Below are 23,857 nucleotides of genomic sequence, written 5' to 3'. Positions count from 1 at the left end.
GCCTCTGCCGCCGGCGCCGGCCCCGATCGGTGGAGGGCGCGCGGCAGCAGCAGGCAGGGAAATCAGACGATCGGGGCGATGCCGCCGAGCTTCACGCGGCCCTGGTCAGCCACGGTGCGCGGCAGCGGGTTGATGATGCCACCGAGGCGGACCTTGCCGGCGTCGATTGCTGCGGCGGCGGGGAGGCGGATGCGCTTGGTCATGATCTGTTCCTGTTCCTGCGTCTCGTTCTTCTGCCCGGCTGGAGGTATCCCGCCGACGCAACGGACCATATGCCGGTCAAATCGGGGTGTGCAAGAGAAAAATCCTATCAACCCGGTATTTTCTCCTTTCGTGAATGCCGGGCGCCGCTGCAACCCAGGGTTAGCCTCGGTTCTGACGCACCATGACGGCGTTCTCACGCGTCACCTTCGCGAAACCGAAATAAACCTTGGGGAAGGCGGGCATCCACCCCCTCCGAACGCAAGGACACACGATGACGAAGGACTCCTCGCAGGACGCGCCAATCGTCACTGGCGATCCAATCCTGCTCAACGTGCTCGCGACCGCCCAGCGCTTCGCGGCGTGGTACGCCGAATACCTCTCCGCCGGCGTCGCCGCCCCCGCTCCCCCCTACACCGACACGCTCGATGAGAGGCTCGCCGAGCGCAGGGCCGAGGACCTCGTGCGCCACCTCCAGCACGCCGTGTTCGACCTGATGGCGGCGGTGCACGAGATGAACCGCCTCTGCGCCGGCCAGGGCGAGGCGCGCGAACCGCGCACGACCCCGCCGCTCGCCCTCGCCCGCACGGCGCTGCACTGACCCCAGTCCTCGCTCCGCGGCGGGAGCCGCGGCGCCCATTCGCGCGCTTCGGCAGGAATTGCGCGATCGTTCCGCCCGAATGACACGACGCATGACGCCGACGATCCCGTCGGACCTGCGGGAAATCGCAGCGCGACCGCGTGAGGATACGCGCATTGCCGCGCCCCGGACGGGCTTCCGGAGAGTAGATGCGCGCGGCCTGATTACCCACGCGCGCATCGCGGGTGGTCAATTCGCCCAGGAATCGGATAGGTTGGCGCTGTGGCGCCTCCATCTTGCATGCCTTGGCCCGATGCCTGACGGGTTCGGCGAAGCCCCGCTCCCGCCCCGCGAGGCTGACCAGGTCACGCTGCGCCTGCGCCTCATCGGCCGCATGGACGCGTGGGGCCTGGCGAGCGAACGCGTGCTGCCGCGCGTGCGCAAGACCCGCGGCATCCTCGCCGTCCTCGCCCTCTCAGCCGGCCGCCCCGTGCTGCGCTCGCGCCTGACCAGCCTGTTCTGGAGCACGCGTGACCGCGAGCAGGCCCGCGCCTCGCTGCGGCAATCGCTGCACGAGCTCGGCCAGGCGCTCAGCCCCTGCGGCCAGGTTCTGCTCGCGACGCGCGAGACCGCCACGCTGGTCGGCGACAGGCTCTGGGTCGATGCGACCGAGGTGCTGCGCCTGGGCTCCGCCGAACCCGCCGCGCTCGATGTCGTCGAAGGCCCCCTGCTCGAGGATCTCGACGGGCTCGACCCTGCCTTCGATGCGTGGCTGGTCGAGGAACGCCGCCGCTTTCGCGAACGCGCGCGCTCCCTCGCCGAGGGGCATTTCAGCGCCCATGACCAGCCGGAGGCGCGCGCGGTCGCCGCGCGCCGCATCACCGGGATCGATGCCGCGCATGAGACCGGGTGGCTCGCCCTGATGCAGGCGTTGGCCGATCTCGGTGATCGTGCCGGCGCGCTCGAAGCCTTCGGCCAGGCGCGCGAGACGCTGTCCCAGGCAGGCGCCGCACCGTCCTCCATGCTCGAGGATTTCGCCCAGAAGCTGCGCACCGACCTTCGTGCCGAGGGGGCCGCCCGCGTCACGCCGGCAGAGGCACCGCTGGCGCTTCCTGCCGCCCGCCCTGCCGCACGCGGGGCGCGCATCGGCGTCGCACCGCTCAAGCTGCTTGGCAGCGGGGCGGGGGAGCATCTCTCCATCGCGCTCGCCGACGAGATCACCACCGCTCTCTCTCGCTTCCGCTGGCTGGCCGTCGTCTCCTCGGCCTCGATCGCGCGGCTCGAGGACCCGACCGACACGGTCCGCGCCCGCGCCGACCTTGGCCTTGACCTGATGCTCGCCGGCAGCGTGCAGGCGGCAGCCGGCGGCACCCAGGTGCGGGTGGCGCTGTCGCTGCTCGACCTCCGCGCCTCTGCCGAGGTGGTGTGGGCGCAACGCTTCGACCGTGACGCTTCCGACATCTTCGCGCTGCAGGACGAGGTGGCGGCCGAGGTGGTCGCGCGCGTCGACCCCGAGATCCTGCTGATCGAGGCGAGGCGTGCCGAAAGCCGGGCGCCGGCGCCGGCCACCGCCTACGACATGCTGCTGCGGGCCATTCCGGCGATCTACCGGCTCGACCGCGTGCCGTTCATGGAGGCTGGCGTGCTGCTGGCCGCCGCAATCGCGCGCGAGCCCGACTATGCCGCCCCGCATGCCTGGTACGCCTACTGGCACGTGTTCCTGGTGGGCCAGGGCTGGGCCGACACGGCGGAGGAGGCGATGGCGGCTGCCGGCGCGCTGGCCGAGCGTGCCGTCTCGCTCGACCCCGCCGATGCGCGGGGGCTGACCATCGCCGGCCACGTCCAGGCCTACCTGCACCGCCGCCACGACCAGGCGATCGCGCTGCACGAGCGGGCCCTCGGCCTGAACCCGAACCTGCCGATGGCCTGGGTGTTCTCGGGGGCGGCACATGGCTATGCCGGGCGGCATGCGGAGGCGATCCGGCGGATCGAGCGCTATCGCCGCCTCTCGCCGATGGACCCGCACGCCTTCCTGTTCGAGACGGGGCTGATGACGCCGACGCTGCTGGAGGGCGAGCCTGGGCGGGCGGTGGCGATCGGCGAGGCGGTGATCGCCGTCCAGCCTCGGCTCACCGCTGCCTGGAAGCCCTACGCCGCCGCGCTCGGCCTGCTCGGCCGCACCGAGGAGGCGCACGCGGCCGGCCGACGGCTGCTGGCGATCGAGCCTGGCTTCACCGTCGCGGGCTTCCTCGCCACCTGCCCCTATGTGCGGGATGCAGACCTCCGCACCCTCGCCGAGGGGCTGCTGCGCGCCGGGCTTCCGAAGGACTGAGTGGTGCGTTCCACGGAGCGGGACTCGTCGGCAGGGTTTGTTGCGACGCACCATCGCCTGGGGTAGGGTCCTGCCGGGGCCGGCAGAGCCTCGCCTGGCTGCGATGACGCACCCACGGCACGCCCATGGGAACGCCGCTTGACCGACACGCCGACACCCCCCGCGGGAATACCGCCAGAGATCGCGCCGGTGATGCTCGAGGAGGAGATGCGCCGCTCCTACCTCGACTACGCGATGAGCGTGATCGTCTCTCGCGCGCTGCCCGATGTGCGCGACGGGCTGAAGCCCGTTCACCGCCGCATCCTCTATGCGATGCACGAGGCCGGCTACACCCACGACAAGCCGCACCGCAAATCCGCCCGCGTGGTGGGTGACGTGATGGGCAAGTATCACCCGCACGGCGACAGCGCGATCTATGACGCCATGGTGCGCATGGCGCAGCCGTTCAGCATGCGCCTGCCGCTGATCGACGGGCAGGGCAATTTCGGCTCGATGGACGGCGATCCGCCAGCGGCGATGCGCTACACCGAGGTGCGGCTGGCCCGCTCCGCCGCCGACCTGCTCGATGGCATCGACGAGGAGACGGTCGACTTCCAGCCGAACTACGACGAGACGACGGAGGAGCCGCGCGTGCTCCCCGCCGCCTTCCCGAACCTTCTCGTCAACGGCACGTCCGGCATCGCGGTGGGGATGTCGACGAACATCCCGACGCACAACCTCGCCGAGGTGGTCGACGCGACGATCCTGCTGATCGACGAGCCCGAGGCCGATCTCGCGCGGCTGATGGAGCTCATCCCCGGCCCCGATTTCCCGACCGGCGGCATCATCCTCGGCCGCACAGGCATCCGTTCCGCCTTCGAGATGGGCCGCGGCTCCATCGCCGTCCGCGCCCGCGCCTCGGTCGAGGAGATCAGGAAGGATCGTGACGGCATCGTCGTCACCGAGATCCCCTACCAGGTGAACAAGTCCGACCTGCTCGAGCAGATCGCCAGCCTGGTGCGCGAGAAGCGCATCGAGGGCATCAGCGACATCCGCGACGAGAGCGATCGTGACGGCGTGCGCGTCGTCGTCGAGCTCAAGAAGGACGCGAACGGCGAGATCGTGCTGAACCAGCTCTACCGGTTCACGCGGCTGCAGATCAGCTTCCCCGTGCAGATGCTCGCGCTCAATGGTGGCCGCCCCGAGCAGATGGGGCTGAAGCCGATGCTGGAAGCCTTCCTCGCCTTCCGCGAGGAGGTGGTGATCCGCCGCTCGCGGTTCCGGTTGAGCAAGGCGCGTGATCGTGCGCATGCGTTGATCGGACTCGCCGTTGCCGTCGCCAATATCGATGAGGTGATCCGCCTGATCCGCGAGAGTGCGGATGCGGCCGCGGCGCGCACAGCGCTGATGGCGCGCGCATGGCCTGCCGCCGATCTCGCACCCCTGCTCGCGCTGGTCGATGATCCCGCCAATGCGCTCGCCGAGGATGCCACGCTGCGGCTGACCGATGCGCAGGCCCGCGCGATCCTCGACCTTCGCCTGCAGCGCCTGACCGGGCTCGAGCGCGACAAGATCGCCGAGGAGCTCCAGGGGCTCGCCGCGACGATCGCCGAGCTGCTCGGCCTGCTCGGTGCCCGCCCGCTCAGGCTCGCGACGATCCGCGAGGAGCTCGTCGCCATCCGCGCACGCTTCGCGGAGCCCCGGCGCACCGCGATCGAGGACAGCGACAGCGACCTCGACGACGAGAGCCTGGTCGAGCCGGCGACGATGGTGGTGACGCTGACGCGCGAGGGCTTCATCAAGCGCGTGCCGCTGTCGGCCTTCCGCGCGCAGCGTCGCGGCGGCCGCGGCCGCAGCGGCATGGCGACGCGCGAGGAGGATGCGGTCACGCGCATCTTCGTCGCCAACAATCTCGACGAGGTGCTGTTCTTCACAAGCCGCGGCATGGCCTTCCGCCTCAAGGTGTGGCGCCTGCCCGAAGCCGCACCGCAGGCGCGGGGCCGCAACATCCGCCAGCTCCTCGGCGGGTTGGAGCCAGCCGAGAGCATCACCGCCGTGCTCGCCCTGCCGGCAGACGAGGCGTTGTGGGACAGCCACTACGCCGTGTTCGCCACCTCGGCCGGCGATGTGCGCCGCAACCGGTTGTCCGATTTCCGCAACGTTCGCCAGAACGGGCTGATCGCGATGAAGCTCGCCGACGGCGAGAAGCTGATCGGCGTGCAGGCCGTGCGCGAGACCGATGACGTGATGCTCGCGACCCGTCTCGGCCGCGCCATCCGGTTCTCCGTCGCCGACGAGCTCCGCGTGTTCTCGGGCCGCACCTCGACCGGCGTTCGCGGTGTCAGGCTCGCGGAGGGCGACGAGGTGATCAGCCTCTCGGTTCTGCGCCATGTCGATGCCACGCCCGATGAGCGCGCGTCCTACCTGAAGGCAGCGATCGCGCGCCGCCGCCAGCTCAGCGAGCAGGTGGGCGAGGGCGAGGAGCCGGTGGCGGACGTGCCGGTGGAAGAGCCCGCCATCGATGAGGCGGCCGCGGAGATCGTTCTCTCACCGGAGCGCTTTGCCGCGCTGGAGGAGGCGGAGGAGTTCGTGCTCACCGTCACCGCCGGCGGCTACGGCAAGCGCACGTCGTCCTATGAATACCGCATCTCGGGCCGCGGCGGCCTCGGCATCAACGGCGTCGCGCTGACGAACCGCAACGGGCTCGCGGTCGCTGCCACCTTCCCCGTGCGCGACGGTGACCAGCTGATGCTCGTGACCGATGCGGGCCGGACGATCCGCATGCCTGTGGCGCAGATCCGCCTTGCCGGCCGCGCGACGCAGGGTGTCACGCTGTTCCGCATCGAGGATGACGAGCACGTCGCCGCTGCCTTCCCCATCGTCGAGGACGAGGATGGCGACACGGCACCGGAGGATGGCCCTGACACCGCTGCGCCGGAGGATGGTGGAGAGGACGACGCGTCATGAGCGCGCCCCGCATCGGCCTCTATCCCGGCACGTTCGATCCGGTCACCAAGGGGCATCTCGATATCGTCGGTCGTGCGGCGAAGCTGGTCGACCGCCTGGTGCTGGGCGTTGCCGCCAACGCCGGGAAGGGGCCGCTGTTCCAGATCGGCGAGCGTGTGGCCATGCTCCAGGCAGCGATCGCGCCGATCGCTGAACGCAACGGCACGGTGATCGAGGTCGTGGCGTTCGATACGCTGCTGATCCATTTCGCCAGGCGCATGGAGGCGCGTGTCATCATCCGCGGCCTGCGGGCGGTGAGCGATTTCGAGTACGAGTTCCAGATGGCCGGGATGAACGCGCGGCTCGACCCCGGTATCGAGACGGTGTTCCTGATGGCGAGCGAGGGCGTGCACTTCATCTCGAGCCGTTTCGTGAAGGAAATCGCGCGGTTGTCGGGTGACATCTCGCCCTTCGTCACGCCCGATGTGCTCTCTGCCGTGACGGTGAAGGTGGCGGCGGAGGGCGATGCCGCCCGGCTTGCATCAGGGTCGGGTTCGGCGCACGACTGACGCCACAAGGACCGGAAAAACCTCCCAGGGGAGATGCCATATGACGACAACGCTTCGCCGTGCGCTGATGGGTGCGGTGTTCCTGATGACGGCCACCGCGGCTGACGCCCAGGCGCCGGCACGCGACCCGGAGAATACGCTGTTCCTCGACCTCAGGGGAGGGCGCGTCGTGATCCAGCTTCGCCCCGACCTCGCGCCGAAGCATGTGGAGCAGGTCAAGGCGCTCGCGCGCAGGGGCTTCTACGACAACACGCCGTTCCACCGCGTGATCGAGGGCTTCATGGCCCAGGGCGGCGACCCGACGGGCACCGGCACCGGCAAGAGCGACCTGCCGAACATCCAGGCAGAGTTCTCCAACCGCGCGCGCTTCCTGCGCGGCACCGTGGGCGCTGCGCGATCGCAGGACCCGAACAGCGCCAACAGCCAGTTCTTCATCATGTTCGCGCCGGCGCCGTTCCTCGACAACCAGTACACGATCTGGGGCCAGGTGGTGCAGGGCATGGAGCATGTCGACGCGATCAAGCGCGGCGACGCGAATCGCAACGGCACAGTCGCCAACCCGCCCGACCGCATCGTCAGGCTGCGCGTTGCCGCCGATGTGCGGGAGTGAGCGGGCTCCGCTGACCGACCTGCTTTGACGTCTCGGCGCGGCGGGCATAGAAACCCGCCGCGCCGCGGCGTTGTCTCGCCAGGGCGCGGTGGGGGCCGGTAGCTCAGCTGGTAGAGCACGGGACTTTTAATCTCGTGGTCGTGGGTTCGAGTCCCACCCGGCTCACCATGCGCCCTGTGAGGGGCGCCTCACGCAGCGCGCATCAGTCCCGCCAGGCGGGCTTGCCAAGGTTCACGTCATCGGGCGTTGTCAGCGCGCCGGCGGCGGCGCCGGCGACACCGCCGAGTGCGGCGCCCCCGAGCAGGCTTCCGCCCGTCAACCCACCGACGGCAGCACCGCCCGCGGCACCGAGCGCACCACCCGAGATCGCACGATCGCCCGTCGTCTGGCCGCAGCCGGCCAGCGCGAGGGCAAGGATCGCACCGGTCGCTAGAAGGCGTGTGGTCGTCATGACACGATCTCCGTCACTGTTCGTGCAGTCTCAACGCCACGCCGGGCCCCGGGTTGCGTCGGGTGCGGGGGCCCAGGGTCGGGGTGCCTGGGGTCTGTCGGGGCGGTCACGCCGCCGAGAGCGGTGAGCATGGGGCCGAGGCCGGCGAAGTGGCGGCCGAGCCCGTTCGGCAGGCTCGCCGGCCCCTCGCCACTGAGCGTGACGAGTGCGACGGCTGCGCCGCTGCGCTGGCCGAGCGCGAGCGCACGCGCGATCCGCCGCCCCGTCCTGCCTGCCGCGCACAGCAGTGCCAGTGCCGGAGCGTCCTCCCCGCCCTCGATGCCCGATGCCACGGCGCGGCCGGAGCAGCGCAGCGCCGTGCCAACGATCGCCGCAGCGGCAGCATCGAGCGGGCCTGCGACGGGGATCAGCGCCACAGGGCGCGCAGCGTTCTCCGCCGCCACCCCCGGCGCCCCCACCGCCGGGCATAGCGTCCGCACGCTGCCGGCGATGGCGGCCGCAAGCCGCGCGACCTCACGCTCCGACACCCTCTGCTCGCGCCTGTCCCGCGCCACGGCGGCGATCGCTGGCACGGCCAGGTCGCTCAGCGCGGCGAGCTGTCCCTCGCGCGCCGCATGCGCCTCGGCGATCGCTCGCGCGCCGGCGATGTCGTCGGCCAGCAGGCGCTGGTAGAACCGCGTCGGCGCCGGCAGCGCCTCGCCAGTCCCCAGCAGCACGTCGAGGAAGCCGAGTGCCGGGACGTGCCGGCCGATGATCACGAGGCAAGCGGTGATGGCCGGTGCGAGGATCAGCCCGACGGGTCCCCACAGCACGGTCCACGTCGCCGATGACAGCAGCAGCGCGAGCGGCGTGATCCCCGCGCTTGAGCCATAGAGCCACGGCTCCAGCGCATAGGTTGCGATGATGTCGACCACCACGAACACGGCGAGCACGAGAAGCACCGTGACCCAGCCCTCGGAGGTCAGGACCGCGATCGCGACGGGAAAGCACAGGAACAGCCAGACGCCGATGAACGGGACGAAGCGCAGCACGAAGGCGAGAACGCCCCAGAGCGGCGCATTGGGGATCCCGACCGCCCAGAGCCCAAGCCCCATGGCCGTGCCGAAGAACGCATTCACCGAGGCGTGCATCAGCAGGTAGCGACCGACGCGTGCCGTCGCATCCGTCATCGCCAGCGTGGTGCGCGGCAGGTCCTGCAGCCCGGCGAGGCGCAGCACGCGGTCACGCACATCCTCGCGCTGCAACAGCAGGAACGTCATGAACAGAAGTGCAACGGCGAGTGATGCCGCGGGGGCCGCAAGCCAGGTCGCGAAATCGAGCAGGGCGGCGAGTGACCCGCCGCTGTCGGATGCGACCGTCACCACCTGCGTCGGTGCCGTGGGGGGTGGGGACGAAAGCTCTTCCGCCAGGCGGCCGAGCGTCTGCGCCGCGCGGTCGAGCACGCCGGAGCCGTCGCTTACCGCGCGCAGCCGCTCGCGCAGGCTCGCCTCGTACGCTGGCAGGTTCTCGGCCAGCGTGATCGCCTGCGACACGACCAGCAGCAGCACCCCGCCGATCGCTGCGAGGGCGAGCAGCAGAACGACCAGCACGGCGGCAATGCGCGGCAGTCCCTGCCGCTCGAGCCACGAGGCGGGCGGCAGCAGCGCGACGGAGAGAAGCAGCGCGAGAGCGAGCGGCACGAACACCGCCTGCCCGACATAGAGAACCGCCAGCAGGATTCCGACGGTGATCACCCCGGCGAGCGAGCGGGGCGGGGGAGGCGGCGGCGGCGCTGGCCCCGGGGGGATCACGGAACACCTGCAACGCCAGGATGGCGTTCGCACCAGCACCCATCGATGTGCCGCCGCACCGTGACACCGAGGCCATCGCCCGAGAGCGAGACGAGATTGTAGCTGTTGCCCTCGCCGCCATCGCGCGCCGAGAGGGCAGAGCCCGCGACGAGTTCCACAGGCCTCGCTTTGGCCCCTCCAGCAATCGCGCGGTGCAGGTGGCCCGCCAGCAGCGCATCGACGCCGAAGGGCCTGAGCGCGCGGAGCATCGCCCCGCCGCGGCCGAGCGCGCGGCGCCCCGCCGCCCAGCGTGGGTGTCGCACGGGATGGTGCAGCGCGATCACGATGCGCCTGCCGCGCCGCTCATCCGCCAGCCGCGCGATGCGCGCGACCTGCGCGCCCGAGACGCGTCCGGCGGACCAGTCGAGATGCGCCGCGGTGCGGCGGACGGTGTTGACGCCGATCACGAGCATTTCGCCGTCGTCGAACACCGGTTCGGTCGGGAGGGCGAGGTGCCGGCGCCAGCGGCCGAACGGATCGAACAGGCGCTCGCCGAACCCGAAGCGCGGGATGTCGTGGTTGCCGGGCACGGCGATCCAGGGGCAGGGGAGGGCGGCGAGGAAGCGCTTCGCCTCGGCGAACTCGCCCGGATCCGCGTGCTGCGTGAGATCGCCGGTGACGGCGACGAGATCGGGCCGCGCCGCGGCGATGTCGACGGCCAGCGCCTCGACCGCACCTGGCGGAACGGTTCCGAAATGCAGGTCGGACAGATGCGCGATCACCCTTGGCATGACAGCCATATCATTTTGACACAGGAACGAGGACGCTGAGCGCTGCCGGGCGGTGACGGAAGCGCAGCGGCGAGGCCAGCAGCTTCATTTCACCATCGAGCGTGACGCGGACCGCGCCGCCACCGGCCAGCACCGCGAGCGTCGGTGTCGTGACGTGGTCGACGCCAGGCGCAGTCGCGAGCCTGCCGCGCAGCCAGGCCCAGCCCTGGAGCGCGCCGACCACCGTGCTGCTGCGGCGCACTGCTTCGGCCAGGAGCCCGTTCGCGGCGCCGGAAGCTGGCACGGTGACCACGGCCGCGACCGCCAACCGCCGCCAACCGCCGTGGGCGCGAAGCCTCAGCCGGCCGCGGAACGGGCGGGCGAGGGAGCGCACAAGGGCGAGTGCGAGGCTTCGCCAGCCAGCGTCACCGTCGCGCGCGCGTTCCCTGAAATGCGCCAGCCGCGCGGGGCGTCCGATCAGCGACTGGTAGAGGAAGAACTGCCCGTTCACCGAGGCGGCATCGAGCGGCGCTGGTGCTGCCGTCGCGAGCAGCGCGATCGCTGCGTGCGGGTCCTTCGGCAGGCCGAGCCGCTCTGCGAGCCGGTTCATCGTCCCGCCCGGAAGGATGCCGAGTGCGATCTCAGTGCCCGCGATGCGCGCGGCAACGGCTGTCACCGTGCCGTCGCCGCCGGCCACGAGGATCGCCTGGGGCGCGGCCGCGAGCGCGGCGGCGAGCTGGTCCTCGATCGGCGCGCCAGGAGCGGACGGCACGGCGAATGTGAAGCCCGCGTCGGCGACGGCGGCGACGAGACCGTCAGCGCCGCCGGCGAGCCGCGATACGCCGCGTGCGCGCGGGTTCACCACCAAGGCGATGCGCATGAGGCCGCACACGCTTCCCCCTTGCGTTCCGGCCTGTCTCAGGCTCCGACCGCCCCGGCGATCAGCGAGACGGCAAACAGTACGATGAAGATCGCGAACAGCACCTTGGCGATGCCGGCGGCGGCAGAGGCGATGCCACCGAAGCCGAATACGCCGGCGATCAGTGCGAGCACGAGGAAGGCGAGGGCGTAGCTGAGCATGATGGCGACTCCCTTGGGCGGATCGTTGCGTTGTCATCAACGCCGCAGGGCGGGCCCGGGTTGCAGCGAGCCCCGCCGGGGCGAATGGTGGAGGCAAACCGGGGCTGGAACGGTGCGGTCCCGGAACGCACATCGCCGCCGTGCCGCCGCCCGTGGGCGTGCGGCAGCGGCGGCGATGGCAGCGACCGGCTCATCCAGGAGGGGGGAAATGGATGTGGCCGGCACTGGTCGTGGCCCGCCCCGCGAGAGGGGAGGGCGTTCGGTCAATCAACGATCAGCCGCGGAAGCTGGTTTCCCAGTCGGAGACCCGGCGCTCGGCCTCTTCCTTGGCGATGCCGTAGCGCTCCTGCACGCGCCCGATCAGCTGGTCGCGCTTGCCGTTGATCTCGGTGAGGTCGCTGTCAGTGAGCTTGCCCCACTGTTCCTTGACCTTCCCGGTCATCTGCTTCCAGTTGCCGGCCATCTGGTCCCAGTTCATGGGATTTCTCCGCTTGCTTCAGCTTGCGGCTGCGACGGAATACCGCAACCATGCTGGAGGAACGCGGCGCGCCGGGCCTGGTTGCGCGGAAACCTGCATGAGGGAGGCACGTTCATCGGGCATGGCCGATGCTGGCATCGCATATCGATCGGATAACGCAACGTATTCCATGGCTTGTCGTGTTGCGGCCGTGCCAGATAGCGTCCGATCAGATCGCGTCCGATCAGATCGCGTCCGATCAGATCGCGTCCGATCAGCTCACGTCCGATCAGCTCACGTCCGATCAGATCGCGTCCGATCGGGTCGGTTCCGGTCAGATCAGCTGCGGCGTGCGCCCGGCGGTGGCCTGGTAGGTCGCGACGGCAAGCGATGTCGGGTCGAACGGTTTGGTCACCACGAAGGCAGGCTCCCGCCCTTCGCCGGTCAGCAGCCGTTCGGGATACGCGGTGACGAAGATCACCGGCACCCGCATCGTCTCGAGGATGCGGGCGACGGCGCGCGAGCCATCGCCGCCGCGGCCGAGATTGACATCGGCGAGGATCAGGCTCGGGCGCAGCTGTTCGGCGAGCCCGATAGCCTGTGCCTCCGTCGCCGCGACGCCGACCACGCGATGGCCGGCGCGACGCACGAGGGCCTGGATGTCCATCGCGATGATCGGCTCATCCTCGATCACGAGAACGTCGGCCGAGACTGCCTGCTGCAGGGCCGCACGCGCAGCGGCAAGGGCGGGCAGGGCGTCATCGAGCGGCAGGCCGAGGACCGCCGCGGCCTCGTCGGGCGCCTGCTCTTCGAGTGTGGTGAGAAGCAGCATCCGCCGTCCGGCGCGGCCGAGCGTGGCATCGGCCGGCCCGTCCGGTGCCGCAGCGGCGATCGCGGCATAGAGGGCCGCGCGCGCCGAGGCACGCTCGGGCAGCGACAGGAGTGCGAGGGCGACGATCGCATCTCCCTCCTGCTGGCTGCCGACGAGCACGCGCGCGAAGCGTCGTGCCGCGGGGAGGGCATCGAGCAGCGCGCTTTCCGGCCAGGCGCTGCGCGCGCTCATGTTCGCGGCGTGGGGCATCGTCGGTCTCCCTCGGTGATGGCGGCGTGAGCGGCGTGGACGGTCGTGGCCAGCGGAGCGACAAGCCGGGCGAAGGTGTTGGGGCCCAGGGGCAAGGCGCCAGTGCCGGGGTGGACCGCGAGGCCCTGCTGGCCCTCGTGCCCCGCCTGCGCGCCTACGCGCTGGCGCTGTCGGGCAACAGGACGGAGGCGGACGATCTCGTCCAGGAGGCGGTGCTGCGCCTGCTTGCGGCCACCACCGTTCCCGCGGGCGAAGGGTTGCGCCCTTTCGCGTTCACGACGCTGCGCAATATCCGCATCAGCGCGCTGCGTCGTCGCACGGCGGAGCAGCGCGCCGTCGGCGACATTCTCGCCGTGTCGGAAACCGCGGCCGCGCCACGGCCCGAAAGCGCGCTCACGGCAGACGCGATGATCGCGCTGTTGCAGAAACTCGCGCCGGCCTTGCGCGAGGCCGTGATCCTGGTGGGAGCCCACGGGCTCAGCCATGCGGAAGCGGCGTCGATCTGCGGCGTGGCGGAGGGCACGATGAAGGCACGCGTGTCGCGCGCCCGCGCCCGCCTTGCCGATCTCGCGCGCGCGGATCACCGCTAACCGTCCTCGAGTCCGTCGCCGCATGCCGCTCCCTGTCAATGCACTGCAACACCCAGGACCTCGCGCCGTAAACGCGCCAAGGAGGCACTGGTTGCATGCGGGGCCGATATTTTTTCTCGCAACCATTCGCACCCGCCATGCGTAGTGATTGTAGACGGCACAGGAAGACGTTCGCCCAACCCATTTAGGGGAGGCCGATTTGCTGAACGGCCGGAGTGCCTGGTCGCAGGTGATGCAGCGATCGATGATGCCGTGAAGGAGTGACAAGATGCCCGACCGCACGAGCGCGACATCCCTCGCCACACCCCTGGCCACCGCCAGGGCTGCTTCTCCGGACGACGGCTTCCACGATGACCTGATCGCGGCACTGCCGCGGCTTCGCGTGCAGGCGATGGCGTTGACCCGCAACCGCGCCGCGGCTGATGACCTCGTGCAGGATGCCGTGGCCAAGGCCCTGGCCGCGCGCGGGAGCTTCGAGCCGGGCACGAATTTCCATGGCTGGTTGCATCGCATCCTCCGCAATACCTTCATTTCCGACATGCGCCGCCGCCGCCCCACGGTCTCGATCGAGGATGCACCGGGTGACGCCCTCGCCCGCTCCGGCGGGGCGGAGGAGCGACTGGTGCTTAGCGAACTTTCCGCCGCCCTCGCGCGGCTGCCATCCGACCAGCGCGAGGCGCTGGTGCTGCTGACGGTGCAGAACATGTCCTGCGAGGAGATCGCCGCGGCGATGGGCTGTGCCGTTGGCACCGTGAAGGCGCGCGTGTTTCGCGCCCGGCGGACACTGCAGACGATGCTGCTGGGTAACGAGAGCGTGATGGGGGATGATGGGCTCGGCCGGGACCGGCGCGCTGGGCGCGAAGCCCGGGTGCGAATCTCGACTGCGCCGCGAAACGATCGTTGGCTTGCATCGCCTCGGCGCGTAAACTCTTCGCGAGGCGAAGCAGAGGCCGTGTGCACCGACATGAGCGCGGTGTAGCGGCGAGGGCCGAGAGGCACGATGGACGACCAGGGCGGGCCGGACGACAAGGCGATGCCGACAGAACGCCCAGTGCGCCGCGAACGCCGTGCGAAGCCGGAAGCGGCGTTCGACCTGTGGCTCGAGCGTGGCTTGCGCGCCATGTATGACGGCGTCGCGCAGGAGCCGGTGCCGGAGGCCTTGCGCCGCCTCATCGAGGCCGACCGGAAGAAGTGACCGGAGCAGGTCCTCCCCGGCAGGAGGCAGCCTGACGAGTTCGCCTGACGGGTTCGCCTGACGAGAGCGTCACGGCAACGTGCGATGCGGTGATGACCGCGCTTGGCGCCTCCTCGCACTGATCAGAGGGATCGAATGGAGCTGTTCCGCTCCGTACGTGGACGTGTCGCCGCCTTCTTCCTGCTGGCAGCGCTTCCCATCCTCGTCCTCGCAATCATCGGGGCTGTCGAGAGCTATCGGGCGGCCAAGCACCAGGAGGGGGACAGGCTCAGGCTGTCCGCCGAGGCCATTGCCGGAAGCATCGACCAGGTCATTGCAGGCGCCGAACAGACGCTCGTAACGCTGGCCCAGGTCCTCGTCGACTTCGACGATGACGCCGACCGTTGCGATGCCCTGCTCGCGCGGACCCACGGTGCGGCGCGGCACGCCTACACGGTCGTCGTCGTGCTCGATTCGGCGGGGCGCGTGCGGTGCAGCAGCCACGGCCCCGGGCCGCGTGGCCTGCTGTTCGCGGAGGCCGCTGCCTTCCGTGAGATCGTCAGCGGCAAGAGCCCCGTTGTCGGGCGTTTCCGGCTTGGACCGATTACCGGCCTTCCGATCATTTCGCTCGGCGTGCCGATGCCGCAGGCGGATGGGTCGATCGATGCCATCGTGCTCGGCCTCGGCACGGAGATGCTTGCGCGGCACGGGCGCCGCAATACGTTGCGCGATGGCGTGGATGCCTGGCTGGTCGACGAGGTGGGAACCACGCTCGGCGTCACCAGCGGGGCCGCGCCCGCCGCGCTTCCGGATGCAGCAACGCTCGCGGCGCTCATGCAGGTCGATCGCGCGGAAATCGAAGGCCGGGGGGTAGGCGGGGTCGTCAGGCGCTATACCGCGATCGCGTTGCGCGATGATCTCAGGCTGGTCGTTGCTGCCGGGGCGCGCGGTTGGATGGAGGGGCCGGACGCGGCCCTGCTGCGCCGCTCCGGCGAGGCGGGGCTGCTGCTTGCGGTCAGCTTCGCGGCGGTGCTGGCCGGCCTGCACCTCTCGGTAACCAAGCCGCTGCGGAGCGTGTCGCTGCGCATCCGTGCCTGGCGGGAAGGGGCGGGGCCGTTCGATCCGGGCGACCTCTCGGGCGCGCCGCAGGAGGTGCGCGATGTCGCGCTCGCCTACGCCGATGCGACAAGAGCGCTCCTCGAGCGCGAGAGGGGGCTGAGCCAGGCGGTGGCGCAGCGCGACCTGATCTTTGCCGAGATCCACCACCGGGTGAAGAACAACCTCCAGATCGTCGCGAGCCTGCTCAGCCTGCATGCCGGCCGGGCGACCGACCCTGCGGTACGGCAGGAGCTGAAGGTCGCGGGCGAGCGCGTGCGCACGCTCTCGACGCTGCACCGGCACCTCTATCTCCATGACGATCCCGAACGGATCTCGCTCCTGCCGTTCCTCACCGAGCTGTGCGATCACCTCCTCGATTCGTTCGGGATCAGAAATGGTGGCGGGGGGAGTCCGATCAGGCTGCTCGTCGAGGCGCCCGAGGTCGTGCTGCCGAGCGATGTCGTGGTGCCACTGGCGCTCGTCGTGACCGAGGCCGTCACGAATGCGCTCAAGTTTGCCTTCAACGAGGGTGGCACCGTGCGTGTTGCGGTGAACCTGGATGGCGGGATGGCATCGCTCGTCATCGCCGATGACGGCGTGGGCCGCAGCGGGGAGGTGTTCAGCGTACCGGTGGATGGGCATGAAACGGTGGGCCTGGGCACGCAGCTGATCGAGGCCTTTGCGGCGCAGCTGGGTGGAACGCTGTCGATCTCCCCGCTCGATGGCGTGCGGGGAACCGTGCTCAAGGTCGTGTTTCCGCTGCCGGACCCTCAGGCCGAGGAACGCGGGGATGTTCCGAAGCGGGAGGCCTGAGCGGGCCTCCCGGCCGCGTGTTCAGAGCACGCCGAAGAGGTTCAGGAGGATGATCAGCACCACCGGAACGCCGAGGAAGTAGAGAAAGATTGATCGCATGGTTGCGGTCTCCTTGCTTCGCCGCGGGAAGCGGCACCCGCCAACCCAACGCCTGCCGCCTGTGGCGGTTGCCCCGACACCGTCCTGGCTGGCGTCGCAACCTTCGCCAGCCGCACGCGTTCCTTGAGCAGGACAGCTGCAAAGGGAGTGTGACCATGGCCAGCCAGAATTCTGCCGCCAGCACCGCGGAGCACGAGATCGCGAAGCTGCGCGAGAAGGTCGAGACGCTGATGGAAGACCGGGTGACGCCCGCCGTGGCTTCGCTCGCCGGGCAGGCGGAGGACCTGGCCCACAGTGCGGTGGAAGGTGTGCGCCACCAGTCGACGCGTGTGAGTGACGCGGTGCGCGCGCAGCCGCTGGCTGCGATCGGCACCGCGATTGCCGTCGGCTTCGTGCTTGCCCTGCTGACCCGGCGCTGAGCCGTGCGCGCGGTGGGGCTGGTCAGCCTCGCAGCCGAGGCGGAGGCGATCAGGCTGAAGCGTGCCTTCTCCATCCAGGCGCGTGCCTTCGCCTGGCGCGCCGGGGCCGCGGGGTTCGGCGTCGCCGCGATCGCCCTCCTCCACGTCGCGGCGTGGCACGCACTTGTGCCGAGCCTGGGCTTGGTGACGGCGGCACTCGCCATCGCGGTGGCCGATGCCGTCGTCGCGCTCCTGCTCGCGTTCATTGCGCGCACGCGTTATGACCCGGTCGTGGAGGAAGCGGCCGCGCTGCGGCGTGCGCTGCTCAGGCGGGCGATACGCGACGTGGCGCGCGCGCCCCTCATCAGCGCCGGCGCGCTCCTGGCGGACACCGCGCTCGCGGTCATCCGCCGGCGCTGACGGGCTGGATCATGGGGCCGGAAAAACGACCCGCACCGCAGCACCACCCCCGGCCGCCCGCTCAAGCATGAAGCGCCCCCCTAGCCGAGCCGCCATCGCCTCCATCACCGCAAGGCCGAGACTGGTCGGATCGGGGGCTTCCGCGCGAGGGCCTGGCCCATCGTCGACGATGGCGAGGAGGAGGGTCCCTGCGCCACGGTGGAGCGAGATCTCGAGCCTGCCGCCTTCGCGATCGACGAAGGCATGCTTCACCGCGTTCGTCACGGCCTCGACCACGATGCTTGCGATCGCTGAGATGTGGCCGAGGCCGAGCGTCGGCAGGTCCTCGGTGACCGTGGCTGAGAGCGCGATGTCCTGCCGGCCCTGCACCGCCAGCAGATCACGCGCGAGTGCGGCCAATGTCTCGCCGAGCCTGCGGTCGGCAAGCGCCGGGTCGTGCAGGCGGCGGTGGATCGCGGCCATCGCGGCCAGGCGCGCGGCGGCGTCCTCGAGCGCGGCTTGCGCATCATCGCGGTCACGCACCCGCGAGGCGGCGAGCGAGAGAAGGCTTCCCGCGAACTGCGTGGCATTCGCCACCTGGTGCTGCAGATCATGGAACATCGCGCGCTCGGCGCGAAGCTTGGCGGCGAGGCGGCAGGTATCGGCCCGCGCGCGGCGGACCATGAGCACCAGCCGCGCGAGGAGCGGAAATTGCACGCCCGCAACGAAGCCGGCCGCAATGAGCGCAAGCAGCATCGGCGAGGAGAGCTCCTCTCCCACCTGCCCCACGCCGTGTGCAGCCGCCACCACCGCCCCGGCAGCGACGAGCCCGGAGGCGAGCATGACGAGGCCGTCGCCCGCGCGGAACACGGCCGGCATCGTCGAGGGATCGAGCATCGTGTCGTTGTTCGTCATCGTGGGCTTCTGCGTAGCGCTGCCGCCGCGGTTGCGCATTAACCTGTGATAGGGTCCGCTGCCATGCGTGCAGAGCCTGGACGCCACCCGAGCCCGGTCGTTCGATGGACAAGCCGCTTCCCTGTACCCTCTGCACGCTGAGGCCGCTTCCGGGCTTCAAGCCGGCGCGCGAAGGCGAGCTCGCCTTCATCGCGCGGCGCAAGGTCGGGCAGCTGCGCGTTCGGGCGGGCGCGGGCGTGATCAGCGAAGGCGGGGCGGATGATCGCATCTACACCCTGCTCGCGGGCTGGGCGTTCCGCTACAAGTCGCTGCCCGACGGAAGGCGGCAGATCCTGAACATCCTGCTGCCCGGCGACATCATCGGCCTGCAGGCGGAACTGCTCGACGCGATGGCGCATGGCGTCGAGGCACTGACCGACGTGTCGCTCTGCGTCTTCGCGCGCGACATGGTGTGGTCGGTGTTCCGCGTCCATCCCGCGCTCGCGCTCGACCTCACCTGGCTTGCCGCGCATGAGGAGCGGCTGGTCGACGATGCGATCCTCTCGATCGGCCGCCGCACCGCGCTCGAACGGGTCGCTGCCCTGCTCGTGCATCTCTACAAGCGTGCTGTCGCGTCCGGCCTGCTCGATGGCGGATCAGTGCCGTTCCCGCTGACACAGGCCCACATCGCCGACACGCTTGGGCTTTCCGTCGTGCATACGAACCGCACGCTGCAGCGCCTCAGGCGCGCCGGCCTCGCCGACACGGCCGGCGGGCGCCTCGTGCTCGGCGATCTGCGCGGGTTGCGCCGCGTCGCGCAGTACTGGGAACAGCCCGCACCGCCGCGCCCATTGTTCTGAGGGCGTTGCTCCGGGGCCTTCGTGCCGAGACGCAACCTTGCCGGGTTCCTGGCGTTCATCATGCAAGCGGCGCTCTGTTGGCGGCCGTACGAGATGAATGGAGAATTCCAATGACCAAGCGCCTTCCTTTGATGTCGATGATTGCAGCGGCAGGCCTGTTTGCCGCACCAATGCTCGCCAGCGGCCAGTCATCGACCAGCCCGATGACGCCCGCGCAGCAGAACCCGCCCGGCACGGCGGCGACGCGCGCGATCGACGGCACGGTGGGCACCAACCTTTCCGGCACGAACATGCCGGGCGGAACGACGGTGCAGCCTGTCGGCGTGCGGCGCGCGAGCACCGTGATCGGTGCCACCGTCTACAACGAGCGGAACGAGAGCATCGGCACGATCGACGACATGCTGATCGGCGAGACGCCCATGCCGCTGACCGCCGTCGTCTCGGTCGGTGGGTTCCTCGGCATCGGCGCGAAGCTCGTGTCCGTGCCGCTGAACGACCTGCGCTGGGATGCCTCGCGCGAGCGGTTCGTGATGGCGGGTGCCACGAAGGAAGGCCTGCAGGCGCTGCCGGAATTCCGCTTTGCTGACCGTGGCTGACGCACTGGATGACGACGGCCGGATGACGCCTGACTGAGCAACGACTGGCGCCGGCCGCATCGTTGCGATGCGGCCGGCGCCGACGGCTTCCGCAATCAGGCCGCGTCGCGCCCGGCGCGGGGCGGTGCGACCGTCGCCAGCACTTCTGCGAGCGCGCGCTTGCGCAGCGGCTTGGTGAGGTAGCCGTCCATCCCCGCCGCGCGGCAACGCTCGACATCCTCGGTGAACGCGCTCGCGGTCAGCGCAACGATCGGCGATCGCGCCGAGGCGGAGTGTCCTGCGCGGATGGCGCGCGTCGCCTCGATGCCGTCGAGCTCGGGCATCTGCATGTCCATCAGGATCATGTCGTAGCATTGGGTCGCGGCGCGGCGCACCGCCTCGGCGCCGTTGACGGCCACGTCGACGCGTGCACCGAACCGCTCGATCATCGCGGTGGCGGTGATCTGGTTCACCGCGTTGTCCTCCGCCAGCAACACGAGAATGCCGGCAGGCACAGCCGGAAGCGGCGGTTCGCGTTGCGCCGGCGCCTCGGCGCGCACGAGCAGGCAGGTCACGGTGATCTCGCTGCCCTTCCCCTCGGTCGACGCGATCGCAAGCCCACCGCCCATCGCCTCGGCCAGCGCACGAACGATCGCAAGCCCGAGCCCCGTGCCGCCATAGCGGCGCGCGATCGTGGCATCGGCCTGCTCGAAGCGCCTGCCGAGGCGCGCGAGGGCCGCGGCGGGAATGCCGATGCCGGTGTCGGCCACCGACAGCGTCAGGCGCGCCGCATCGCCGGCATCGGTCACCTGGGCGGTGACAGTGACGCTGCCCGCCTCGGTGAACTTCAGGGCATTGGAGACGAGGTTCGACAGGATCTGCCTGAGTCGTACCGGGTCGCCCTTGAACCAGGCATCGGCCTCGGGCGCCAGATTCACCGAGAGCCCGACGCCCCTGATCGCGGCGATGGCGGCGAAGGTCTCGCGCACCTCCTCGACCACGCGCGCGAGCGGGAACACGACGCGGTCGATCGTCACGCGGCCTTCCTCGAGCTTGGCCATGTCCAGCACGTCGCCGATGATTGCGAGCAGCAGGTCGGCGGATCGCCGCGCGATGGCGACGCGGGCGCGGCTTGCCTGCGGCATCGCGTCGTCAGCGAGGAGGTCGAGCGTGCCGATCACGCCGTTGAGCGGCGTGCGGAGCTCATGGCTCATCGTCGCGAGGAACGCGCTCTTCGTCTTCGACGCCGCTTCCGCCCGCGCGCGCTCCTCGTCGATGCGGCGCAGCTGCACCGTGACGATGGCGAACAGGCCGAGTGCCGAGGCAGCGGCGACGAGGAAGATGTCGGAGACCATCGTCTGGCTCGTGCGCAGCGCGACGAGATCGCGTGTCCGCATGTACGCCGCGATGTGGATCGCACGCATCGCCGTGCGGTTGAACAGCGCGATGACGCCGGCAAGCTCGGCGGCGAGCGCCTCGCGCAATGCTGGATCTGCGAGGTCGCCTGGCTGCACACGGCCGTCGATCAGCGCTGCCCGCGCGGCGATCCCGGACAGCAGCGCCGCTGCCTCGGCGTCGGAGGCGAGCAGCTTGCCGACGGCCGAATTCTGAAGCGCAATGACACGGCTCTGGAAGATCTCGTGGCGAAGGATGATGTCATCCGCGTTCGCGGCGGCCTCGTGCGCATCGAGCGCGTCATGCAGGCGGAACGTTTCGTAGGCGCCTTGGAAGACCAGCCACTGGGCGTTGTCGTAGGGGTGCGAGAAGGCGGCCTCGTGCCGCTCCTGCCAGTCCATGACGGCAGCAACGGCAGACAGCGCGACACCGAGCAGGAGCAGGGCAGCGGCGAAGCTGGCCGTCCTGAACCGCCTTGCGCTTGGCATGCGCTGCAGCCGCCGTCGTCGGTCCCTGCTTCCTCAGCCGGAGAAGACGATGCTCCTGAGCTGCCAGATCGAGCGTGCATAGAACAGCTCGGCCCGGAAGCGCTGGTTGATGTCGAACGGGTACACGATCCAGAGCGGCCCGCGTGCGCGGATGGGCAGCACCTCGCCATCGATGCGCGAGGCGACGAGCAGGCCGCCTGCGGCGAAATCGGTGAAGGGGATGGTGACCTTGTAGTCGTTCAGCGCCGTTGCCGTCGCCTCGCGGCCATGGGCGCCTACGGCATCGACGAGCGCTGCCCCCGAGATGCCGTCGAAACGGACGGGCTTGTCCGTCCAGGGTGAGCCGGTCACGAAGCCCGTCTGCGGCAGCGCATCGAGCATCGCGCGGTCGAAGCGGGCCGCACCTGCGGCGTTGGTGGCCCTGACGTTACCGCCGAGCGTGAGCACAACGGGTCCCGTCGGCTGTGGCAGCGAGGCCTCGGCCGACGCGTGCGGCGTAGCAACGATGGCGGCTGCGGCGGCAATCGCGGCGCGTCGGGTGAGCATCATCGGGTCAGGTCCTTTCTGATGGGCCATCTGGTCGCGTGTGTGGGGCCGAGTGGCGCTGGGACGCCCGCTCCGCATCGAGCAGGGCGGCGAGCGCATCGGCGTCGGTGGGCCGGCCGGAGAGCCAGCCCTGGATCAGGTCGACACCGAGTGCGGCAAGCAGCGTACGCTCGGCTTCCGTTTCCACGCCCTCGGCGACGACGGTGAGGCCAAGCCCGTGCGCCATCGTCACCGTGCTGGCGAGGATCACGCGGCGTGCTGGATCGGCAGGCGCACCGGAGACGAAGGAGCGGTCGATCTTGAGTTCGGTGAAGGGAAGCGTGCGCAGCTGATCCAGCGACGACCAACCCGTGCCGAAATCGTCGATCGCCAGCCCGAACCCGTGCAGCCTGAGCCGTGCCGTTCCCTCGAGCAGGAGCAGCGGGTTGGCGAGCACCGCGCTCTCGGTGATCTCGAAGGTCACCTGCCGCGGGGCCAGCCCATGCGCGGTGATGATTGCCTCGAGCCTCTCGGGCAGGTCGGGGTCGGCGAGCGTGGGGGCGGAAATGTTGATCGAGAGGCCGAGCGGCAGCGCCGCGGCGCCAAGCCGGGCGAGCGCCGAAGCTGCCTGGTCGAGCAGGCGCTCGGTCATCGGCGCGATCAGGCCTGACTGTTCCAGGCCGGGAATGAACCACGCGGGCGTGAGCAGCCCGCGATCGGCATCGGCCCAGCGCGCGAGCACCTCGACGGAAATGATCCTGCCGGTTCGCGCGCAGCGTTGCGGCTGAAACCAGGGAACGATCTCGTCAGCCGCGATCGCGGCGGCAAGGCGCTCCGCGCTTGGCTGCCCCTCGGCGGCGTGGCCAAGGGTGCAGTGGTGCGGGGCGGCATCGAGCGCGCGGGCAAGCTTGTCTGCCGTCAACGGCTTGGCGATGGGGGAGTGGACCCTGAAGCCGCGGCCGGCGAGCAGCCTGACGGCGGCATCAAGCACGCGCGGGTCCGACGCGCTGACTGGAATGATCTCCGCCGTCAGGCGCGTGGCATCGAGGCCCCGCAGCGCGGCAATGCCGTCACCCGCGCCGAGCATCATGTCGAGCAGGACGATGTCCGTCGCCTCGCCTGGCGCGGCCAGCGCTTCCGCCGCCGCAGCCCCGTCGGCGCAGACGACGGTGGTGCGTGCGCCGAGCTTGCGGCAGATGCTCTCCGCCACCATCGCCATGGTGCGATCGTCCTCGACGATCACCACGCGGTGCCCCGCCAATGGTGTCGCCGTGCCCTCCTTCCAGGGCTGCGTCACGCCACGGCGCCGAAGCGCGTACGCCGCCAGGTGCCGACCGCGGCAACGACGCGGGCTGCCTCGACGGCAATCGCGGCGAGATCGGCTTCGCCGATCGGGCCGGCGAGCCCCTCGCGCACCCGCGCGGCCAGCGCAGCGGCCCCGACCGAGGCAGCAGCACCCGACATGGCGTGGCAGAGGCGCATGCTCGCCTCGCCGTCACCCGCATGCGTCGCGTCCCGCAGCGCGGCGAGGCGGAGGGCGAAATCGTGCTCGAAGATGGCAAACAGGCGTGCGAGTCCGGCTTCGCCCAGCTCTTCGCCAAGCTCCGCCAGCATGGCCGGATCGAGGACATGCTCTGCGGGCTGGGAATGGGTGACGCCTGCCTCTGCAGGGCGGGGCATGTCGCGCTCCGTGGCGTTCAGATGCGCCACTGAGCCACGTCGCG

At 70.4% G+C, this 23,857-nt stretch carries 26 protein-coding genes and 1 tRNA gene; 14 read left to right on the top strand and 13 right to left on the bottom strand.

What is annotated here, in order from left to right; translation table 11 throughout:
• Positions 1-62 precede the first annotated feature (62 nt).
• Entirely contained in the window at positions 63-203 is a 141-nt protein-coding gene (locus tag Q0C38_RS08000; protein ID WP_291296547.1) for a hypothetical protein, read from the bottom strand.
• A 272-nt stretch (positions 204-475) separates the two neighbouring features.
• Between Q0C38_RS08000 and Q0C38_RS07995 the strand changes: the two genes are divergently transcribed.
• From Q0C38_RS07995 to Q0C38_RS07970, 6 genes are all read left to right on the top strand, one after another.
• Positions 476-802, top strand: a complete 327-nt coding sequence (locus Q0C38_RS07995) for a hypothetical protein (RefSeq protein ID WP_291296546.1) — start codon at positions 476-478, stop codon at positions 800-802.
• A gap of 292 nt (positions 803-1,094) precedes the next feature.
• Entirely contained in the window at positions 1,095-3,113 is a 2,019-nt protein-coding gene (locus Q0C38_RS07990; RefSeq protein WP_291296545.1) for a BTAD domain-containing putative transcriptional regulator, read from the top strand.
• Between the two features lie 192 nt (positions 3,114-3,305).
• Positions 3,306-6,059 carry a DNA gyrase subunit A gene (gene gyrA, locus Q0C38_RS07985; protein ID WP_291296597.1) on the top strand — a complete coding sequence of 918 codons (2,754 nt, stop codon included), beginning with the start codon at positions 3,306-3,308 and terminating at the stop codon, positions 6,057-6,059.
• The gene (gene coaD, locus Q0C38_RS07980; RefSeq protein WP_291296544.1) at positions 6,056-6,607 is read left to right on the top strand and encodes a pantetheine-phosphate adenylyltransferase; all 552 of its coding nucleotides are present in this window, start codon (positions 6,056-6,058) and stop codon (positions 6,605-6,607) included. The genes gyrA and coaD overlap by 4 nt, the downstream gene beginning before the upstream one ends.
• Positions 6,608-6,647: 40 nt before the next feature.
• Positions 6,648-7,217 carry a peptidylprolyl isomerase gene (locus tag Q0C38_RS07975; protein ID WP_408870017.1) on the top strand — a complete coding sequence of 190 codons (570 nt, stop codon included), beginning with the start codon at positions 6,648-6,650 and terminating at the stop codon, positions 7,215-7,217.
• A 92-nt stretch (positions 7,218-7,309) separates the two neighbouring features.
• Positions 7,310-7,385 (top strand) — tRNA-Lys (locus Q0C38_RS07970).
• Between the two features lie 34 nt (positions 7,386-7,419).
• Here the strand turns inward: Q0C38_RS07970 and Q0C38_RS07965 are convergent.
• From Q0C38_RS07965 to Q0C38_RS07935, 7 genes are all read right to left on the bottom strand, one after another.
• Positions 7,420-7,668, bottom strand: a complete 249-nt coding sequence (locus Q0C38_RS07965; protein WP_291296543.1) for a hypothetical protein — start codon at positions 7,666-7,668, stop codon at positions 7,420-7,422.
• On the bottom strand, positions 7,665-9,401 hold the full coding sequence (locus Q0C38_RS07960; RefSeq protein WP_291296542.1) for an AI-2E family transporter: 1,737 nt from the start codon (positions 9,399-9,401) through the stop codon (positions 7,665-7,667). The genes Q0C38_RS07965 and Q0C38_RS07960 overlap by 4 nt, the downstream gene beginning before the upstream one ends.
• 53 nt (positions 9,402-9,454) lie before the next feature.
• Complete coding sequence (locus Q0C38_RS07955; protein WP_291296541.1) at positions 9,455-10,228, bottom strand: metallophosphoesterase; 774 nt, start codon at positions 10,226-10,228, stop codon at positions 9,455-9,457.
• Between the two features lie 10 nt (positions 10,229-10,238).
• A complete protein-coding gene (locus tag Q0C38_RS07950; protein WP_291296540.1) occupies positions 10,239-11,087 on the bottom strand; it encodes a diacylglycerol kinase family protein in 849 nt (282 codons plus the stop codon).
• A gap of 38 nt (positions 11,088-11,125) precedes the next feature.
• Positions 11,126-11,287, bottom strand: a complete 162-nt coding sequence (locus tag Q0C38_RS07945) for a DUF1328 domain-containing protein (protein WP_291296539.1) — start codon at positions 11,285-11,287, stop codon at positions 11,126-11,128.
• Positions 11,288-11,561: 274 nt separating this feature from the next.
• The gene (locus Q0C38_RS07940) at positions 11,562-11,765 is read right to left on the bottom strand and encodes a CsbD family protein (RefSeq protein ID WP_291296538.1); all 204 of its coding nucleotides are present in this window, start codon (positions 11,763-11,765) and stop codon (positions 11,562-11,564) included.
• A 313-nt stretch (positions 11,766-12,078) separates the two neighbouring features.
• On the bottom strand, positions 12,079-12,807 hold the full coding sequence (locus tag Q0C38_RS07935; protein WP_291296537.1) for a response regulator: 729 nt from the start codon (positions 12,805-12,807) through the stop codon (positions 12,079-12,081).
• Positions 12,808-12,935: 128 nt separating this feature from the next.
• On the opposite strand from Q0C38_RS07935, the gene Q0C38_RS07930 reads away from it, so the two are divergent.
• The 6 genes from Q0C38_RS07930 (at position 12,936) to Q0C38_RS07905 (ending at position 17,417) form a co-directional block, all read left to right on the top strand.
• The gene (locus Q0C38_RS07930) at positions 12,936-13,415 is read left to right on the top strand and encodes a sigma-70 family RNA polymerase sigma factor (RefSeq protein ID WP_291296536.1); all 480 of its coding nucleotides are present in this window, start codon (positions 12,936-12,938) and stop codon (positions 13,413-13,415) included.
• Positions 13,416-13,806: 391 nt separating this feature from the next.
• Positions 13,807-14,394, top strand: coding sequence for a sigma-70 family RNA polymerase sigma factor (locus Q0C38_RS07925; protein ID WP_408870020.1), 588 nt, complete (start codon positions 13,807-13,809; stop codon positions 14,392-14,394).
• A gap of 21 nt (positions 14,395-14,415) precedes the next feature.
• Complete coding sequence (locus Q0C38_RS07920) at positions 14,416-14,610, top strand: NepR family anti-sigma factor (RefSeq protein ID WP_291296534.1); 195 nt, start codon at positions 14,416-14,418, stop codon at positions 14,608-14,610.
• 135 nt (positions 14,611-14,745) lie between these two features.
• A complete protein-coding gene (locus Q0C38_RS07915) occupies positions 14,746-16,500 on the top strand; it encodes a sensor histidine kinase (protein WP_291296533.1) in 1,755 nt (584 codons plus the stop codon).
• 254 nt (positions 16,501-16,754) lie between these two features.
• Positions 16,755-17,018: a glycine zipper domain-containing protein gene (locus Q0C38_RS07910; RefSeq protein ID WP_291296532.1), complete on the top strand. Its 264-nt coding sequence runs from the start codon at positions 16,755-16,757 to the stop codon at positions 17,016-17,018.
• Between the two features lie 12 nt (positions 17,019-17,030).
• Positions 17,031-17,417: a hypothetical protein gene (locus Q0C38_RS07905; RefSeq protein WP_291296531.1), complete on the top strand. Its 387-nt coding sequence runs from the start codon at positions 17,031-17,033 to the stop codon at positions 17,415-17,417.
• Positions 17,418-17,426: 9 nt separating this feature from the next.
• On the opposite strand, the gene Q0C38_RS07900 is transcribed toward Q0C38_RS07905, so the two are convergent.
• Complete coding sequence (locus tag Q0C38_RS07900) at positions 17,427-18,311, bottom strand: sensor histidine kinase (protein WP_291296530.1); 885 nt, start codon at positions 18,309-18,311, stop codon at positions 17,427-17,429.
• 104 nt (positions 18,312-18,415) lie between these two features.
• Between Q0C38_RS07900 and Q0C38_RS07895 the strand changes: the two genes are divergently transcribed.
• Both Q0C38_RS07895 and Q0C38_RS07890 read left to right on the top strand, forming a co-directional pair.
• A complete protein-coding gene (locus Q0C38_RS07895; protein WP_291296529.1) occupies positions 18,416-19,150 on the top strand; it encodes a Crp/Fnr family transcriptional regulator in 735 nt (244 codons plus the stop codon).
• Between the two features lie 131 nt (positions 19,151-19,281).
• On the top strand, positions 19,282-19,746 hold the full coding sequence (locus Q0C38_RS07890) for a PRC-barrel domain-containing protein (RefSeq protein ID WP_291296528.1): 465 nt from the start codon (positions 19,282-19,284) through the stop codon (positions 19,744-19,746).
• Positions 19,747-19,841: 95 nt separating this feature from the next.
• On the opposite strand, the gene Q0C38_RS07885 is transcribed toward Q0C38_RS07890, so the two are convergent.
• Genes Q0C38_RS07885 through Q0C38_RS07870 form a run of 4 tightly spaced genes read right to left on the bottom strand, consistent with a single transcriptional unit; the run spans position 19,842 to position 23,813 of the window.
• Positions 19,842-21,608, bottom strand: a complete 1,767-nt coding sequence (locus tag Q0C38_RS07885) for an ATP-binding protein (RefSeq protein ID WP_291296527.1) — start codon at positions 21,606-21,608, stop codon at positions 19,842-19,844.
• 33 nt (positions 21,609-21,641) lie between these two features.
• Positions 21,642-22,157, bottom strand: a complete 516-nt coding sequence (locus tag Q0C38_RS07880) for an oxidoreductase (RefSeq protein ID WP_291296526.1) — start codon at positions 22,155-22,157, stop codon at positions 21,642-21,644.
• A 4-nt stretch (positions 22,158-22,161) separates the two neighbouring features.
• Entirely contained in the window at positions 22,162-23,430 is a 1,269-nt protein-coding gene (locus Q0C38_RS07875) for an EAL domain-containing protein (RefSeq protein ID WP_291296525.1), read from the bottom strand.
• On the bottom strand, positions 23,427-23,813 hold the full coding sequence (locus Q0C38_RS07870; RefSeq protein ID WP_291296524.1) for an Hpt domain-containing protein: 387 nt from the start codon (positions 23,811-23,813) through the stop codon (positions 23,427-23,429). The genes Q0C38_RS07875 and Q0C38_RS07870 overlap by 4 nt, the downstream gene beginning before the upstream one ends.
• Positions 23,814-23,857 lie beyond the last annotated feature (44 nt).

The sequence above is a fragment of the Elioraea sp. genome (assembly GCF_022842375.1).
In the GTDB taxonomy this organism is placed as follows: Bacteria; Pseudomonadota; Alphaproteobacteria; order Acetobacterales; family Acetobacteraceae; genus Elioraea_A.
Note: the sequence above shows the minus strand (reverse complement) of the source record. Positions and strands in the feature narration are given on the sequence as shown.